This is a genomic window from Streptomyces sp. enrichment culture (assembly GCF_964273145.1).
Taxonomy (GTDB): Bacteria; Actinomycetota; Actinomycetes; order Streptomycetales; family Streptomycetaceae; genus Streptomyces.
In genome coordinates, this window is sequence record NZ_OZ186873.1 from 773123 (window position 1) to 789463 (window position 16341).

Genomic DNA, 16341 nt, shown 5'->3' on the forward strand with positions numbered 1-16341 from the left:
GTCGGCCGGACCGCCCGCGCGGCACCGAAACGGCCCGGCGCGGGCGGGACGGCCGGCCCGCCCGGCACAGGGGCCGGCCCGCACCACCCCGTGCCCGGCCGGACCGCGTCCGTCGTCCCGGCCACCCGCGGGTGGCCGGGACGGACTCCGGCCCCCGGGTGGCGGGTCCCGGTCCCCGCTCAGCCCACCGACGTCACCGTCCCCGCGCCGACGGTCCGCCCGCCCTCGCGGATGGCGAAGCCGAGGCCCGGCTCCAGCGGCAGCGCGCGCCCCAGTTCGACCGTCATGGTGACGGTGTCACCGGGCCGGGCGACGCCGGCCCCGCCGAGGTCGACGTCACCGACCACGTCCGCGGTGCGGAGGTGGAACTGCGGCCGGTAACCCGTCGACACCGGAGTCGTACGACCGCCCTCGCGCGCGGAGAGGACGTACACCCGCGCCGTGAACCGGCGGCCCGGCACGACACTGCCCGGCGCCGCGACCACGTGCCCGCGGCGCACCGCGTCGCGGGGGACGCCGCGCAGCAGCAGCGCCACGTTGTCCCCGGCCTGCGCCTCCTCCATCGGCTTGCCGAAGGTCTCCAGGCCGGTGACGACGGTTTCCACGGCGGTACCGGGCACCTCGACCCGGTCGCCGGTCCGGACGGTGCCGCGCTCGACCGCGCCGGTGACGACCGTGCCCCGCCCGGTGATGGTGAGGACGTTCTCGACCGGCAGCAGGAACGGCGCGTCCAGATACCGCTCGGGCAGGGGCACGTACGTGTCCACCGCGTCGAGCAGCGCCTCGATCGACGCCGTCCAGCGCGGGTCCCCCTGAAGCGCCCTCAGCGCGGAGACCCGTACGACGGGCACGGCGTCGCCGCCGTACCCGTGCGCGGTGAGCAGTTCGCGGACCTCCAGTTCGACCAGGTCGGTCAGCTCCTCGTCCCCCGCGTCGGCCTTGTTCAGGGCGACCACGACGTGGTCGACGCCGACCTGCCGGGCGAGCAGGACGTGCTCGGCGGTCTGCGGCATGATCCCGTCGAGCGCGGAGACGACGAGGATCGCCCCGTCGAGCTGGGCGGCGCCGGTGACCATGTTCTTGACGTAGTCGGCGTGGCCGGGCATGTCCACGTGCGCGTAGTGCCGGGTGTCGGTCTCGTACTCGACGTGCGCGAGGTTGATGGTGATGCCCCGGGCCGCCTCCTCCGGCGCCCGGTCGATGCGGTCGAACGGCACGAACGCGCCGGCGCCCCGGGCGGCCAGGACCTTGGTGATGGCGGCGGTCAGGGTGGTCTTGCCGTGGTCGACGTGGCCCATCGTGCCGATGTTCAGGTGCGGTTTGGTGCGGACGTACGCCGTCTTGGGCATGGTGGTACCTCGAAGTCTCGGTCTCGGTCGTCTCCCGGTCGCCTCTCGATGCGTCAGCGATGCGTCATCGACACGTCGGTGTTACGTCGGTGATGCGCCGTGTTGCCCGATGGCGTACCGGGGAGACGGGTGACGGCCCCGGCGCGGCCCTTGGGGCACGCGGCGGGACGGGGACCCCGGGGTGGTACCGACCCTCCCCCTGCGGGGTCCGCCGGACGATCCGGGAAGGGTCAGCCTCGGGCGCCGTCGACGGCGGCCACGAGGACGGGAACGGCAGCCTTCGGGGCATCCGCGGCGGCGGATGCGGCGAGGGGGAAGGCGTACCGGAACATGAGACCGATCCTCGCCCACGCCCCGCTCCGCGTCGAATGGTTTTCCGCCGCTTCCCCGCGCGGCGCCCGCCGGTTCGCGCGCTGGTGGGGCCGGTGGGGCCGGTGGGGCCGGTGGGGCCGGTGGGGCGAACCATACGGCGATCACACATAGGTGTCGGTTACTGTCACCGAATGCTCGATGCCACCACCCGCTCTGGGGGCACCGCCACCGCCTCTCCCCGGGCCGCCGCCACGGAGCTCGCCGCCGCCGTGCCCGGGGCCGTGCCCGCCCCGCCCGTCGCCGCCGGTCCCGCCGCCCGCTGCGCGAGAGTCCTCCTCTCGCCCTGGTCGCGCCTGTCCCTGCTCGTCGCCCTGCTCGCCGTGGCCGCCTCGGCGGTGCTGCTGTTCGAGCCGCAGAAGCTGCTGGTGGACGGCTGGCCGCCGCAACTCGGTGGAGCCGCGGCGGCACTGGCGTACGCGGTGGCGTACGGGCTGTGCACCGTGGCGTTCGTACCGCGCCCGCTGCTGAACCTCGCGGCCGGCGCGCTGTTCGGCTCCCAGGCGGGCCTCGGCGCGGCCCTGGCGGGCACGGTGCTGGGCGCCGGGATCGCGTTCTGCCTGGGCCGCGTACTGGGCCAGGACGCGCTGCGCCCGCTGCTGCGCGGCCGGTGGCTGAAGGCCGCGGACGGGCAGCTCAGCCGGCACGGCTTCCGCTCGATGCTGGCGGCGCGGCTGTTCCCCGGGGTGCCGTTCGCCGCCGCGAACTACTGTGCCGCCGTCTCCCGCATGGGCCTGCCGCCGTTCCTGCTCGCGACGGCGCTCGGGTCCGTCCCGAACACCGCCGCGTACGTCGTCGCCGGCTCCCGCGCCTCGGCCCCGACGTCGCCCGCCTTCCTGATCGCACTGGCCTGCATCGCCGTACCCGGCCTGGTGGGTGCGGTGGTGGCCTGGCGCAAGCGCCACCACCTGCGGGCGCGCTGACGGCCGGACGGACGGCGAAGGACCGCCCAGCACCCGCCCGGGGCCGCCCCGCGGGTCGCCCGCGGACCTCGACGCGGCCCCGGAGGTCCGCCCGGGGGCCCGGCGGGGCGGTCACGGGGCCCGCGGCGGGCCGGGCCCGGCCCCTGTGCCCGGCCTGTCAGCGGAGGGCGCTACGCTGCCCCTCGACACGCCCGATCACTGATCGCCGCGCACAGCGGCCGGGTGTGTCCCTCGCCCGTTCCCACGATCGGCACTTGGACTCCGTACTCCCATGTCTTGGTTTGAATCCCTCATCCTCGGACTCGTCCAGGGGCTGACCGAGTTCCTCCCCGTCTCCTCCAGCGCCCACCTGCGGCTGACGGCGGCGTTCTCCGGCTGGGAGGACCCGGGCGCGGCCTTCACGGCGATCACCCAGATCGGCACGGAGACCGCCGTGCTGATCTACTTCCGCAAGGACATCGGGCGGATCATCTCGGCATGGACCCGCTCGCTCACCGACAAGGGCATGCGCGGCGATCCCGACGCGCGCATGGGCTGGCTGGTCATCGTCGGCTCCATCCCGATCGGTGTGCTCGGCGTAACGCTGAAGGACCAGATCGAGGGGCCGTTCCGCGACCTGCGGATCACCGCGGCCATGCTGATCGGGATGGGCGTCGTCCTGGGCTTCGCCGACCGGCTGGCGGCCCGGGACGAGAAGGGCGGCCGGCACCGCGCGCCCATGCAGCGCAAGACCCTGCAGGACCTCGGCGTCCGGGACGGCCTGATCTACGGCGTCTGCCAGGCCATGGCCCTGATCCCCGGGGTGTCCCGCTCCGGCGCGACCATCAGCGGCGGCCTGTTCATGGGCTACCGGCGCGAGGCGGCGGCCCGCTACTCGTTCCTGCTGGCCATCCCGGCGGTCCTCGCCTCCGGCCTGTTCGAACTCAAGGACGCGGCGGAGGGCGGCCACGTGTCCTGGGGACCGACGATCTTCGCGACGATCATCGCCTTCGGTGTCGGCTACGCCGTGATCGCCTGGTTCATGAAGTTCATCTCCACGAAGAGCTTCATGCCGTTCGTGTGGTACCGGATCGCCCTCGGCGTGCTCATCATCGCGCTGGTCGGCATGGGCGTCCTGAGCCCCCACGCGGGCGAGCCGGCCCATTGATCCGGACGGGCCGTCCGTGGCGGACCCGAACCTCCCGGCGCGGGAGCGGATCCTCCTTCCCGGACGACGCCGGCCAGGCCCGATCACACCGCGGCGGGACACCGCGCCACCAGCGGGCCCGGGACGTCCACGGTGACGACCGTGCGGGGCCCGGAGCGGGGGTGAGGGTTCCGCGCGTTCCCGTACAGGCGGGCGCGTGCCGGGGGCCGGCCGGCCAGGCGCCGGTCCGGCCCACCGGTCCCATCGGACGCCGCTTCCGGACGCCGGCCCCGACCGGACGGGCGTGCGTGGTGATCGAGTGCTCCGTGCGGCCGTGAGCGACGGCGGCGCCCGGGAAGAAAAAGACACCCCGGCTCAGCCGGAATCGGCTCCCTGACGCCCTTCGGCGGGGCCCGGAGGATCCGCTGCCCGTATCCGTGGAGGGGGGACCTCCCCTTCCCGGTCCAAGCCCTCCAGACGCTCGGTGACGCCCTTCCGCCACATCGTCCGAGCTGGCCTTTCGCATCACGCGGGCCTATGTTCTCCGCATCGGGAAGGGGGGACCGGATGGACCGGAACATCCGTACGGTGGACGACGTGCTGCGGCTCCTGGACGGCCTGTTCGCGCCGGAGGCCGACCGCTGGACGGCCGGTGCGGCCTCGTGGTGGGACGGCTTCTACGCGGACCGCTCCAGGCCGGTGCCGTTCTTCGCGGCGAAACCGGACGAGAACCTGGTGTCCTACATCGACCGGGGCCTTCTCGCTCCGGGACGCGCCCTCGACCTGGGCTGCGGCCCCGGCCGCAACGCCTTCCACCTCGCCGCCGAGGGCTTCGAGGTGGACGCCGTCGACCTCTCCGCGGCGGCCGTCGCCTGGGGCGAGGACCGCGCCCGCGCGGCGGGGGCCGACGTCCGCTTCCACTGCGGTGACGCCTTCGCCCTGACCGCGGGCGATCTCGGCGGCCCGTACGAGCTGGTCTACGACTCCGGCTGCTTCCACCACCTGCCGCCGCACCGCCGACTCAGTTACCTCGCCCTCCTCGATCGCGTCCTGGCCCCCGGCGGCCATTTCGCCCTCACCTGCTTCGCTTCCGGCGCGATGGGCTCCGAACTGCCCGACGCGGACTTCTACCGCCACTCCCGCCTCCACGGCGGCCTCGCCTACACGCCGGACTCCCTGCGCTGGATTTTCTCCGACCTGGCGGAGGTCGAGCTGCGCCGCATGCGCGACGAACCGGACGACTCCCCGCTCTTCGGCGAACCCTTCCTCTGGACGGCCCTGTTCCGCCGCGCCTCCTGAGGAGCCCCTCCGGCGCGGTGAGGGTCGCGCGACCGCGGGAGCGCTGCTCCCGTCCCGGCCGGCGCCTCGGGCCCGGGGCGGCCGGCCGGGGTCTTCCTCCGGACCACGCGGTGGTCCGGGGTGCCCGCGCCGGCCCCGTCCGGCGGGCCGGGCCGCTCGGCCGGGGGGGCGGGCGGCACGCCCTCGTCATGGGCCTCCGGCGGGTTGCGTAGCCGTCCGGTAGCGGAGTGTCAGTGCTTGCCCCTAGGCTTGTCCGCATGTCCCCCGATTCCGTGACCCCTGGTTCCGTGCGGTCCGCCGCAGAGCTGAACGAGCAGATCCGTGACCTGTGGCGGCGTGCGTGCGGATCCCTGTCGGCCAAGGAGCGCGCGGAGTACGAGTTGTTGGTGGTCGAGTGGGCGGCCGCGATCCGCGGAGAGGTGATCGAGGCGGCGTGAGGGGCGGCGGACGCCGTCCCTCAGCGTCCGCCCGCCACGCGCAGCACCGCCCCCGTCGTGTAGGAGGCGTCCGGCGACATCAGCCACGCGATGGCGGCGGCGATCTCCTCCGCCCGGGCCGGGCGGCGCAGCGGGAGGGAGGGCGCCATCCGGTGGGCGCGGTCCGGGTCGCCCATCGCGGCGTGCATCTCGGTGTCGGTGGCCCCGGGTGCCACCGCGTTGACGCGGACGCCGTCCGGGCCCAGCTCCTTGGCCAGACCCAGGGTCAGCGCGTCGACGGCGGCCTTGGTCGCCGCGTAGTGGACGTACTCCCCCGGGCTGCCGAGGGTCGCGGCGGCCGACGACACGTTGACGATCACGCCGCCGCCCCGCTCCGTCATGAGCTGTGCCGCCCGCCGGGAGCACAGCAGGACGCCCATGAGGTTCACGTCGACGACCCGGCGCAGGTTCTCGGTGGTGGTGTCGGTGAAGCGGCCCAGCGGTCCGGTCACCGCGGCGTTGTTCACCAGGCCGGTCACGGGGCCGAGCCGTTCCCCCGCCACCTCGAAGAGCCGTTCGACGTCCGCCTCGACCGCGGTGTCCGCCCGCACCGTGACCGCGCGCCCGCCCGCCTCGCGCACCCCGTCCGCCACGGCCTCGGCCGCCGCCGCGTCACGGACGTATCCCACGGCCACGTCGTGCCCGTCCGCCGCGAGGCGCAGGCAGGTCGCCGCGCCGATTCCCCGGCTGCCCCCGGTGACCACGGTGACGGAACGAGACATGGGTCCTCCTGGAGCCGAATTTGATCGATCATCGATCACCTTAGAGGAGCAGGTGCGCGAGATCACCCCCCTCCAGCGGATAGGGCCGTTCCTCGGGCAGCAGCGCGGCGGCCCGTTCGGGCTCGCCCGCGCGGAGCCGTGCGTGGATCTCGGCGGCGAGCGGTGTGACGTCCTCGATGCCGGTGATCCACTCGTCGGCGTACCGCGCCGCCGCCTCGCCCGTGAGCCCCAGTTGCAGCGACCGGTGGGGCAGCGGGTTCAGGTGCAGGTCGCGTTCGGGGTCCCACTGCACCCGCGCGGGCGACTGCTTCAGCCGCCGCTTCCAGTCGGCCGCGTCACCGTGCAGGGCGGGGACGTGGTGGGACAGGCACGCGTGGCGCAGGGCCCAGTCGAACCCCTCCCGGACGATCTCCACGGCGAGCACGGTCTCCTGGTTCTCCTTGGCGCCCCAGCCGCAGCGGTACATCATCCACAGGAAGGACGGCTTGATCCACGTCATGCGGTCCCGTTTCCAGGAAGGCGGGAAGCGGCCGTCGCGGGCGGCGGCACGGCCGATCTCCGGACGGTAGGCCTGGTAGACGGTGATCGTGGAATCGGTGTGGCGCGCCCGTATCCCGTACCGGGGCGGCCGCCGCTCACCCGTATCGCCCGTGTGGGCGCTCATACGCTCACTCCCGTGGTCGTTCCCGTCGTCCATGCGCACAGCCTGGGGCGGGGCGGTCCGGACCCGCCACCGAATATCACCGCCCCCTTGGCGCGGCGCCCTCCATGCCCAACACTGAGCCGATGACGCAGCGTGCGGAACTCGCGGGCCTGAGGGACCGGCTGGCCGTCGACGGGCTGGTCACCGACTACGCGATGGCCCTGGACGACGGCGACTGGGCGGCGTACCGGGAGCTGTTCGCGCCGGACGGGCGGGCCGACTACCGGTCGGCCGGCGGCATCGAGGGGGACGCCGGGGCGGTCGCCGCCTGGCTCGCCGGGCACCTGCGGCGGTTTCCGGTGCGCCAGCACCTGGTCGTCAACCGCCGGGTCCGCTTCGGCGTCTGGGAGCGGGACACCGGCGACACCGCCCACGTCCTGGCCGATTACGTCAGCCCCCTGGTGTGCGCCGGCGGGGGCGCGGCCGGGCCCGAGACGGTGTGCGGCGGCCGGTACGACTTCGGGCTGCTGCGCACGGAGGACGGCTGGCGGCTGAGCGAGGTGGTCGCCCGGGAGAAGTGGCGGCGCGTTCCCGGCGGCCGGCCGGCCGATGTGAGCGACTGAACGGGATTCCCGGGGCTTCGCTCACCGTCGGGTGCGCACCGGAGGCGTCCACGGGGTAGGGAAACGCCTATGAAGACGCTCGGCCGCCGGCCCACCTCCCCGTGGCGGCGCTCGGCCGCCGCCGCGCTGGCGGGCGCCCTGCCCGTGCTCGCCTTCCCGGCCCCGGGCCTGTGGTGGTGGGCCTGGATCGCCCTGGTGCCCTGGCTGCTGCTGGCCCGCTGTGCGCCGACCGGGCGGCGGGCGGCGTACGACGGCTGGTGCGGCGGGTTCGGGTTCATGCTGGCGATGCACCACTGGCTGCTGCCGAACCTGCACGTGTTCACGTTCGTCGTCGCCGCGCTGCTCGGCGCGCTGTGGGCGCCGTGGGGGTGGCTGGTACGCCGCACGCTGGGCGGGACGCCCTCCCCGGGCCGCGTCGCGGTGGCACTCCTGGTCCTGCCGTCGGGCTGGCTGGCGGCCGAACTGATCCGTTCCTGGCAGGGGCTGGGCGGCCCGTGGGGCGTGCTCGGCGCGAGCCAGTGGCAGGTCGCGCCGGCGCTGCGGCTCGCCTCGGTGGGCGGGGTGTGGCTGCTCAGCTTCCTGCTGGTGGCCGTCAACGTCGCCGTCGCCGTCGCCGTCGCGCTCCGCCGGGCCCGGGTGCCCGCGGTGGCCGGTCTGGCCGCCTGCGCCGTCGCCGCCTCGGCCGCCTGGGTGTGGTCCCCGCGCCCCGGCACCGGCGAACGCGTGCGGATCGCGGTGGTGCAGCCGGGCGTCGTCGCGGGTGCGCACAGCGGTGAGCGCCGGTTCGACCGCGAGGAGGAGCTCACCCGCCGCCTCGCCGGCCGGGACGTCGATCTGGTCGTGTGGGGGGAGAGCAGCGTCGGCTTCGACCTGGAGGAACGGCCCGGCCTGGCGCGGCGGCTGGCGGCGCTGTCGCGCGAGACCGGCGCCCGTCTCCTGGTCAACGTGGACGCGCGGCGCTCGGGCGGGTCCGGCATCTACAAGAGTTCGGTGCTCGTCGGCCCGGACGGCCCGACCGGGGACCGCTACGACAAGATGCGGCTGGTCCCCTTCGGCGAGTACGTCCCGGCCCGTTCGCTGCTGGGCTGGGCCACCTCCGTCGGCGAGGCGGCGGGCGAGGACCGCAGGCGCGGCTCGGCGCAGGTGGTGATGGACGCCGGGAACGGGCCGGCGATCGGCCCGATGGTGTGCTTCGAGAGCGCGTTCCCCGACATGAGCCGCCACCTCGCGCGAGGCGGCGCCGAGGTGCTGATCGCCCAGTCGTCCACGTCGACGTTCCAGCGGAGCTGGGCGCCGGAGCAGCACGCCTCGCTGGCCGCGCTGCGGGCCGCCGAGACGGGTCGGCCGATGGTCCACGCGACGCTGACCGGGGTCTCGGCCGTGTACGACGCGGGCGGGGCGCGCCTCGGGCCGCGGCTCGGCACCGACGCGTCCGCCGCGCACGTCTACGACGTCCCCCTCGCGCACGGCGGTACGCCCTACACCCGCCTCGGCGACTGGCCGGTGCACGCGGCGCTGCTGGTCCTCGCGGCCTGGGGCGCCGGCGAGGGCGTACGGGCGCTGCGGCTCAGGCGGCGGTCCGCTCCTGGATCTCCCGTACCACCCGCTCGCACAGGGCATGGGTCTCCAGTGCGTCCCGGGCGCTGAGCGTCCTGCCGGCGCGCACGGCGTCGAGGAAGGCCAGCGCGGCCTGCTCGATGCCGCGCTGCCGGGCCACCGGCACCCAGTCCCCGCGCCGCCGCACGGTCGGCTGCCCCTTGTGGTCGATCACCTCGGCGAGGTTGACCACCTGCCGCTTGGTGTCCTGCCCGGAGACCTCCAGGACCTCCTCCGCCGAACCGCTGAGCCGGTTCATCACCCCGAGGGCGGTGAAGCCGTCCCCGGCGAGCTGGAGCACGACGTGGTGGAGCAGGCCGTCCACGGCGCGGGCCCGGACGGTCACGTCGTCGACGGGACCGGGCGCGAGGAAGCGCAGGGTGTCGACGACGTGGATGAAGTCGTCGAGGATCACCGTGCGCGGGTCCTCCGGCAGCCCGGTGCGGTTCTTCTGCATCAGGATCAGCTCGCGCGGGTGCTCGGCGCACTGCGCGTAACCGGGGGCGTGGCGGCGGTTGAAGCCGACGGCGAGGCTGACGCCCCGCTCCTCGGCGAGGGCGACCAGCCGCTCGGAGTCGGCGAGGTCGTAGGCGAGCGGCTTGTCGACGTAGGTCGCCACGCCCGCCTGGAGCAGCCGGGTCACGATCTGCGGGTGGACGTCGGTGGGGGCGTGCACGAAGGCCGCGTCGAGGCCCTGGGCGAGGAGGGAGTCGAGGTCGGCGTGGCGCCGGTGCGGCGGCAGGTGCAGACCGTCGGCGACCCGGTCGAGGGTCGCGGGGGTCCGGGTCTGCAGGTGCAGTTCGACACCGGGCCGGAAGGCGAGCACCGGGAGGTAGGCCTTCTGCGCGATGTCGCCGAGTCCGATGCAGCCGACCTTCACGGGGTGTTCTCCTCTACCGGTCGCCGACGTGGGTCCGGCGCAGCATACGGGAGCTGCGGCGGCCGCCAGTCGGCGATCCCGTCGAAGCCGCGCAGGAACAGCGCCGGCGCGGCCTTCGACAGCGCGGAGATCGCGGTGTCGCGCACGGCGGCGACGGCGCGGCTGGGCGTCATGTTGAGCCGGGCCACCTTGACGGCCCGACGGGCGACGGCCGTGGTGCGGGGCAGGCGGGCGGCCGTGTAGGCGGCGAGGTCGTCGTGGTGGTGGGCGAGGACGACGGCGTCCTCGATGGCCTGGTTGCCGCCCTGGCCCAGGGTCGGGGGCATGGCGTGCGCGGCGTCGCCGAGGAGGGCGACCCGGCCGCGGTGGTGGGCCGGGAGCGGCTCGGCGAGGTGGTGCACGTCGTGGCGCAGCACGTCCTCGGGGCGGGCGGCGGCCAGCACGGCGGGGACCGGATGGTGCCAGTCGCCGAACCGGCGCAGCAGTTCCGCCCGCTCGTCGTCGGGTGCCCGCCCTCCGGCGGGGACGAGGGCGGCGGCGTAGGCGTAGACCCGGCCGTCCCCGAGGGGGTGGGTGCCCCAGATGCGGCCCCGGCCCCAGGTCTCGTGGGAGGCGAACCGGGCGCCGGGCAGCGGGATCACGACCCGCCAGGTGGTGAAGCCGGAGTAGACGGGTCCCGGGTGGTCCGGGAACAGGGTCCGGCGCGCGGCGGAGTGGATGCCGTCGGCGGCCACCACGAGGTCGGCCTCCAGGTCGCCGTCGGGGGTGCGCACGAGGGCGGGCCGGCCGGGGCCGCCCGGGTCGGTGAGGGTCGCGGCGGCGTCCGTGCGGACGGTGCCCGGCGGGAGCCGGTCGGCCAGGAGGCCGATGAGGGTGGCCCGGTGCAGCAGGACGAGCGGGCCGCCGAACCGCTCGGCCGCCGTCCGGGCGCTTGAGCGCGACAGCCAGCGCCCGCGCGGGGTGCGCAGCCCTCCGTCGCCCTGCCAGGCGGCCAGGGCGCGGACCTCCTCGCCGGCGCCGATGACGTCGAGGGCGCGCAGGGAGTTCGACGCCAGGGAGATGCCGGCGCCGACCGGCCGGAGCGAGCGGGCTCGTTCCAGGACGGTGACCCGGTAGTCGCGCAGGTGGAGGGCTGCCGCAGCGGCCAGTCCGCCGATGCCGCCGCCGATCACCACGGCGTGTCGTTGCGTCTGTGCCATGACCGCTCCTCGCCGTCCGAGATGCCCACTACACATGTAGTGAGACCGTTCCTCGACCGTACTACAGTCGTAGTGGGAGCGGTAGGTTGACGTCCATGCCCGTACGCACCACCGGCGCCTCCCGCGCCGACCTCGTCGCCGACGCCGCCCTCGCCCTGCTCGCCGAGCGCGGGATGCGCGGGCTCACCCACCGGGCGGTCGACGAGGCGGCCGGGCTCCCCCAGGGCTCCACGTCGAACCTGGCCCGGACCCGGCAGGCGCTGCTGGAACTCGCGGTGCGGCGGCACGCCGAACGGGAGGCGAGGGTGCTGGGACTGGCGGAGATGCCGGATCCGCGCGACGGGCTCGACGCCCTGGCCGACGGCCTCGCCCTTGCCGTCCACCGCTCCCTCACCCACCACCGCGACCTGCTGGTCGCCCGCTACGAACTGGCCCTGGAGGCGACCCGCCGCCCCGAGCTGCGCGCCTTCTACGACGCGACCGGCGCGCGCTTTCGCGACCGGCTCCTGGCCCTGGTCACCGCCGCCGGATCCACGGACCCGGACCGGCACGTCCTGTCGCTGGTGGCCTGGGCGGACGGGCTGATGTTCAGCTGCGCCGCCGGATCTTTCAGCTCCGAGGTGCCGGGTCCGGACGAGGTGCGGGCGGGGCTGCGGGAGCTGCTGGCGGGAATGCTGGGCCGCTGAAAAGCCCTGCCCGGATCAGGGCCGGTGGGCGAGGATGCGGGCATGACGACGACCGAGCGCCGTGAACCCGCCCAGAACGCCGACGAACGCACCATGCTGGAGGGCTGGCTCGACTACCACCGGCAGACCCTCGCCCACAAGTGCGAGGGCCTGACCGACGCCCAGCTCAGGGCCGCCGCGGTGGAGCCGTCGGAGCTGTCGCTGATGGGACTGGTGCGGCACATGGCCGAGGTGGAGCGGAGCTGGTTCCGCAGGGTGCTGGCGGGCGAGGCGGCGGGCCCGATCCACTACGGCGACGAGGACCCGGACGGCGAGTTCCACCCGACCGAGGCGGACACCTGGCAGGACGCGTACGCCACCTGGCAGGGCGAGATCGCCGCCGCCCGCCGCCACGCGGCCGGGTTCGGCCTGGACGACCTGTCCCGGGGGAGGAACCGGTCCACCGGCGAGCCCTACAGCCTGCGGTGGATCTACACGCACATGGTCGAGGAGTACGCCCGCCACAACGGCCACGCCGACCTGATCCGCGAGCGCATCGACGGCGCGACCGGGGACTGACGTCACCCCTGCCGGTTCCCCCGGGAATCACCCGTGCGGGGCATCCTGCGCCCGTCCGCCGCCGCGGGCGGCCCCGAACCAGCAGAGTGACGCGGGTGCATCGGACGACGACCACCGCGACGCTCCTGATAACCGTGGCCGTCTCGGCCCTGACCGGCTGTGTGACGCTCCAGCGGCCACCCGCGCCCGCCCCGTCCGCGACGCCGACGACGCCGTCCGCGCCGCGCCCGGACGGCGCGCCCGAACCGCGGATCGTGCAGGCCCCCGCCCGCGAGGCCCTGGGACGGACCGGCCCCTCCCGGCCGGCGGAACCGCCCCCGCCCCCGTCCGCGCCGCGCCGTACGCCGCCGCCGGCCGCCGCGCCCCCGCGGGAGCCGTCGGCCGCCCGGCCGGAGCCCCGTCCGCGGCCGGCGCGTCCGGAACGCCGCAAGCCCTCCCCCCGCGCGCCGCGGCCTCCGCGCGCCGGCCTGCCCGACGTCACGAAACCGGCCGGCCGCGGCGCGCCCGGCAACGCGGACGTGTGCTCCCTGGGCCGGACGTACGGCGGCTGGCGGGCCGACAGCCCGGAGGCGGTGATCTGCAGGCAGGCGTACGGCCGTTGAGACCGGGCCGGCGGCCCGCACGGGCTGCCGGCCCGCCACGACGCCGCCCCGGTCCGAACCGCGGCGCCTAGGGACGCCGCCGCGGCCGACCCCACGGGCCGCCCTGCGGGGGTTCCCCCCGCGGGCCCTCCCCGTCCAGCCGTCGCGCCAGCCGCCCGATGGCCGCGCGCACGCCCTCGCCGTAGCCGTCGTCGCCGAGGGCACCGGCCGCGCCCCGTGCCTCCCGCAGATGCGCACGGGCAGCCTCCCGGCGGTCGAGTCGGGCGTAGTCGGCGGCCAGGTTCAGGTGCAGGGCGGGGTACAGGGCGCGCGCGGCGCGCGTCTCCTCGTGCCCGGCCGGCCGGCTCCGGGTGATCTCCTGTGCGGCCGACAGCGCCCGCAGGTCCCACGCCAGTTCGTCGGCGGGGTCGTCCTGGACGCCGGCCAGGTAGTGGGCCAGGGTGCAGCGGTGGAACGGGTCGCCGTGCTCGCCGATCTCCGTCCACAGGGCGAGGAAGCGCCGCCGGGCCTCCTCCCGGTCGCCCGCGTGGTGCAGCATCACGACCTGCCCGATGCGCGTCGGCAGGGCGTCCGGCGCCGCCTGTTCCCGTCCCTCGGCCACCGCGTCCTCCGCGCCGCTCGTCGGCTCCCTCCCGACGACGCTAACGGCAGCCGCCGGCGATTCCGGTCAGGCGGCTCCGTACGGCTGCCGGACCGGACAGCCGAACGGACCGGCCCGGCCGACTCCGCGCTCAGCCCAGGTTCGGGATGCTCCAGTCGACGGGCTCGTGGCCCTGCCGGGCGATCGCCTCGTTGATCTGCGTGAAGGGGCGGGAGCCGAAGAACTTCTTCGCCGACAGCGGCGAGGGGTGCGCGCCCTTGACGACCGCGTGCCGGGACTCGTCGATCAGCGGGAGCTTCTTCTGCGCGTAGTTTCCCCACAGCACGAACACCGCCGGGTCGGGCCGGTCCACCACCGCGCGGATCACCGCGTCGGTGAACAGCTCCCAGCCCCGCCCCTTGTGCGAGTTGGCCTCGCCGGCCCGGACCGTGAGCACCGCGTTGAGCAGGAGCACGCCCTGCTTCGCCCACGGCATCAGGTAGCCGTTGTCCGGGATCGGCGTGCCCAGTTCCTCGTGCATCTCCTTGTAGATGTTGCGCAGCGACGGCGGGACCTTCACGCCCGGGCGCACCGAGAAGCACAGGCCGTGGCCCTGGCCCTCGCCGTGGTACGGGTCCTGCCCGAGGACCAGGACCTTCACGCGGTCGTACGGCGTGGCCTCCAGCGCGGCGAAGACCTCCTCGCGCGGAGGGTAGACGGGACCCCGCGCCCGCTCGTCCTCGACGAACTCCATCAGCTCCTTGAAGTAGGGCTTCTGCAGTTCGCCCCCCAGCACCCCGCGCCAGGACTCGGGCAGCATGGCGATGTCGGTCACGTCGACGTCCTTACCGTGTGCGATCACTTCCAGGGCACCGAACCTACAGGCGGCCACTGACAGCCGGCCCCCCGGGCGCTGCCAGCTCGTCCTGCGGTGCGGCTCCCACATCGTCATGACCGTCGCCGTGTGTGCGGCCAGGACCTGGCCGGATGCCCTCCCGGGCGCGCTCACGCCGGAGGCGGCACCCCGGGTCCCGGTGCGGGACCGCCGTCGGCGGTCCCGCACCGGGGCGTCCGGGTCAGGCCACGCCGGCGTTGAGGAAGATGCCGCCGTCGACGACCAGCGTCTGGCCGGTGATCCAGTCCGACTGCGCCGAGGTGAGGAACGCGGCGGCACCGCCGATGTCGGAGGGCACGCCGAGCCGGCCCAGCGGGTAGGCCGCGGCGGCCTCCGCCTCACGGCCCTCGTACAGGGCCGCCGCGAACTTGGTCTTCACCACGGCCGGGGCGATGGCGTTGACCCGCACCTTGGGCGCGAACTCGTGCGCCAGCTGCGTGGTCAGATTGATCATCGCGGCCTTGCTGATGCCGTAGGCGCCGATGAAGGGCGAGGCCGACAGCCCCGCGACGGAGGCGATGTTGACGATCGCGCCGCCGTTGTCCTTCTGCCAGGCGTGCCAGGTGCGCTGGGCGAAGCCGAGCGCCGAGACCACGTTGGTCTCGAAGACCTTGCGGGCCACGTTCAGGTCGAGGTCGGCGATCGGCCCGAACACCGGGTTCGTACCGGCGTTGTTGACCAGGTAGTCGACGCGGCCGAAGGCCTCCATCGTGCGTTCGACGGCGGCGGCCTGGTGGGCCTCGTCGTGGGCCTTGCCCGGGACGCCGATGACGCGGTCGGCGCCGAGCTTGTCGACGGCCTCCTTCAGGGCGTCCTCGTTGCGGCCGGTGATGCACACCCGGTCGCCGCGTGCGAGGAGCGCCTCGGCGACGCCGTAGCCGATGCCGCGGCTGGCGCCCGTGACGAGCGCGACCCGGCCCGAGGGCTCGGGGAGTTCTGCGGAAGTCATGTCCCTGTCCCTTGCCGAGTCCCTAGTCGAGCGGTCCGCCGGCGACGTACAGCACCTGGCCGGAGACGAATCCGGCCGCGTCGCCCGTGAAGAAGGCGATGGCGTTGGCGATGTCGTCGGGCTCGCCGACGCGCTGCACCGGGATCTGGGTGGCGGCGGCGGCCTTGAAGTCCTCGAAGCCCATGCCGACGCGCTCGGCGGTGGCCTTGGTCATCTCGGTGGCGATGAAGCCGGGGGCGACGGCGTTGGCGGTGATGCCGAACTTGCCGAGCTCCTTGGCCAGGGTCTTGGTGAAGCCCTGCAGACCGGCCTTGGCGGCCGAGTAGTTGACCTGGCCGCGGTTGCCGAGCGCGGAGGAGGAGGACAGGTTGACGATGCGGCCGAAACCGGCGTCCACCATGTGCTTCTGGCAGGCCTTGGACATCAGGAAGGCGCCGCGCAGGTGCACGTTCATGACGGTGTCCCAGTCGGAGACGCTCATCTTGAACAGCAGGTTGTCGCGCAGCACACCCGCGTTGTTGACGAGGATCGTGGGCGCGCCCAGCTCCTCGACGATCCGGGCGACGGCCGCCTCGACCTGCGCCTCGTCGGAGACGTCGCAGCCGACCGCGATCGCCTTGCCGCCCGCGGCCGTGATCTTCTCGACGGTGTCCTTGCAGGCGGCCTCGTCGAGGTCGAGCACGGCGACGGCGCGGCCCTCGGCGGCCAGTCGTACGGCGGTGGCGGCGCCGATGCCGCGCGCGGCACCGGTGACGACGGCGACCCGCTGCTCAGTGGTGGACATTGCTGCTTCTCCTCGCCCTAGGGATGCGGCTCCTGCGGCCCGCCCTTTGGTGAGCGACCGCTTAGTACCTTCAGCAGACGTG

17 protein-coding genes are annotated in these 16341 nt (G+C 74.7%); 8 read left to right on the forward strand and 9 right to left on the reverse strand.

Annotation, left to right across the window (positions count from 1 at the left end; translation table 11 throughout):
* Positions 1–179 precede the first annotated feature (179 nt).
* Positions 180–1349, reverse strand: coding sequence for an elongation factor Tu (gene tuf / locus ACSU6Z_RS03545; protein WP_437042765.1), 1170 nt, complete (start codon positions 1347–1349; stop codon positions 180–182).
* Positions 1350–1852: 503 nt separating this feature from the next.
* Between tuf and ACSU6Z_RS03550 the strand changes: the two genes are divergently transcribed.
* The 4 genes from ACSU6Z_RS03550 (at position 1853) to ACSU6Z_RS03565 (ending at position 5503) form a co-directional block, all read left to right on the forward strand.
* Positions 1853–2641, forward strand: coding sequence for a TVP38/TMEM64 family protein (locus ACSU6Z_RS03550; RefSeq protein ID WP_437042767.1), 789 nt, complete (start codon positions 1853–1855; stop codon positions 2639–2641).
* 271 nt (positions 2642–2912) lie between these two features.
* Positions 2913–3788: an undecaprenyl-diphosphate phosphatase gene (locus ACSU6Z_RS03555; RefSeq protein WP_437042768.1), complete on the forward strand. Its 876-nt coding sequence runs from the start codon at positions 2913–2915 to the stop codon at positions 3786–3788.
* A 546-nt stretch (positions 3789–4334) separates the two neighbouring features.
* Entirely contained in the window at positions 4335–5066 is a 732-nt protein-coding gene (locus tag ACSU6Z_RS03560) for a class I SAM-dependent methyltransferase (RefSeq protein WP_437042770.1), read from the forward strand.
* Positions 5067–5323: 257 nt separating this feature from the next.
* Complete coding sequence (locus tag ACSU6Z_RS03565; RefSeq protein ID WP_437042772.1) at positions 5324–5503, forward strand: hypothetical protein; 180 nt, start codon at positions 5324–5326, stop codon at positions 5501–5503.
* A gap of 20 nt (positions 5504–5523) precedes the next feature.
* Here the strand turns inward: ACSU6Z_RS03565 and ACSU6Z_RS03570 are convergent, their stop codons facing one another.
* Both ACSU6Z_RS03570 and ACSU6Z_RS03575 read right to left on the reverse strand, forming a co-directional pair.
* Positions 5524–6264: an SDR family oxidoreductase gene (locus ACSU6Z_RS03570; protein ID WP_437042774.1), complete on the reverse strand. Its 741-nt coding sequence runs from the start codon at positions 6262–6264 to the stop codon at positions 5524–5526.
* A gap of 40 nt (positions 6265–6304) precedes the next feature.
* A complete protein-coding gene (locus tag ACSU6Z_RS03575; RefSeq protein ID WP_437042775.1) occupies positions 6305–6928 on the reverse strand; it encodes a DUF4291 domain-containing protein in 624 nt (207 codons plus the stop codon).
* 122 nt (positions 6929–7050) lie between these two features.
* Between ACSU6Z_RS03575 and ACSU6Z_RS03580 the strand changes: the two genes are divergently transcribed.
* Together ACSU6Z_RS03580 and lnt are read left to right on the forward strand one after the other, a co-directional pair.
* A complete protein-coding gene (locus tag ACSU6Z_RS03580; protein WP_437042777.1) occupies positions 7051–7530 on the forward strand; it encodes a nuclear transport factor 2 family protein in 480 nt (159 codons plus the stop codon).
* Between the two features lie 69 nt (positions 7531–7599).
* Complete coding sequence (gene lnt, locus ACSU6Z_RS03585; RefSeq protein ID WP_437042779.1) at positions 7600–9177, forward strand: apolipoprotein N-acyltransferase; 1578 nt, start codon at positions 7600–7602, stop codon at positions 9175–9177.
* Here the strand turns inward: lnt and ACSU6Z_RS03590 are convergent.
* Positions 9098–10006: a Gfo/Idh/MocA family protein gene (locus ACSU6Z_RS03590; RefSeq protein ID WP_437042781.1), complete on the reverse strand. Its 909-nt coding sequence runs from the start codon at positions 10004–10006 to the stop codon at positions 9098–9100. The two genes, lnt and ACSU6Z_RS03590, sit on opposite strands and share 80 nt — an antisense overlap.
* Entirely contained in the window at positions 10003–11205 is a 1203-nt protein-coding gene (locus ACSU6Z_RS03595; RefSeq protein WP_437042782.1) for an FAD-dependent monooxygenase, read from the reverse strand. The genes ACSU6Z_RS03590 and ACSU6Z_RS03595 overlap by 4 nt, the downstream gene beginning before the upstream one ends.
* Before the next feature lie 95 nt (positions 11206–11300).
* Between ACSU6Z_RS03595 and ACSU6Z_RS03600 the strand changes: the two genes are divergently transcribed.
* Entirely contained in the window at positions 11301–11891 is a 591-nt protein-coding gene (locus tag ACSU6Z_RS03600) for a TetR/AcrR family transcriptional regulator (protein ID WP_437042784.1), read from the forward strand.
* A 42-nt stretch (positions 11892–11933) separates the two neighbouring features.
* Positions 11934–12449: a DinB family protein gene (locus ACSU6Z_RS03605; protein ID WP_437042786.1), complete on the forward strand. Its 516-nt coding sequence runs from the start codon at positions 11934–11936 to the stop codon at positions 12447–12449.
* A gap of 669 nt (positions 12450–13118) precedes the next feature.
* Here ACSU6Z_RS03605 and ACSU6Z_RS03610 read toward each other — a convergent pair.
* The 4 genes from ACSU6Z_RS03610 to fabG all read right to left on the reverse strand — a co-directional run bounded on the left by ACSU6Z_RS03610 (position 13119) and on the right by fabG (position 16259).
* The gene (locus ACSU6Z_RS03610) at positions 13119–13652 is read right to left on the reverse strand and encodes a hypothetical protein (protein ID WP_437042788.1); all 534 of its coding nucleotides are present in this window, start codon (positions 13650–13652) and stop codon (positions 13119–13121) included.
* Between the two features lie 130 nt (positions 13653–13782).
* Positions 13783–14466, reverse strand: coding sequence for a uracil-DNA glycosylase (gene ung, locus ACSU6Z_RS03615; protein WP_437042790.1), 684 nt, complete (start codon positions 14464–14466; stop codon positions 13783–13785).
* Positions 14467–14707: 241 nt separating this feature from the next.
* Positions 14708–15475, reverse strand: a complete 768-nt coding sequence (locus tag ACSU6Z_RS03620; protein ID WP_437042792.1) for an SDR family oxidoreductase — start codon at positions 15473–15475, stop codon at positions 14708–14710.
* A 22-nt stretch (positions 15476–15497) separates the two neighbouring features.
* A complete protein-coding gene (fabG, locus tag ACSU6Z_RS03625) occupies positions 15498–16259 on the reverse strand; it encodes a 3-oxoacyl-ACP reductase FabG (protein WP_437042793.1) in 762 nt (253 codons plus the stop codon).
* Positions 16260–16341 lie beyond the last annotated feature (82 nt).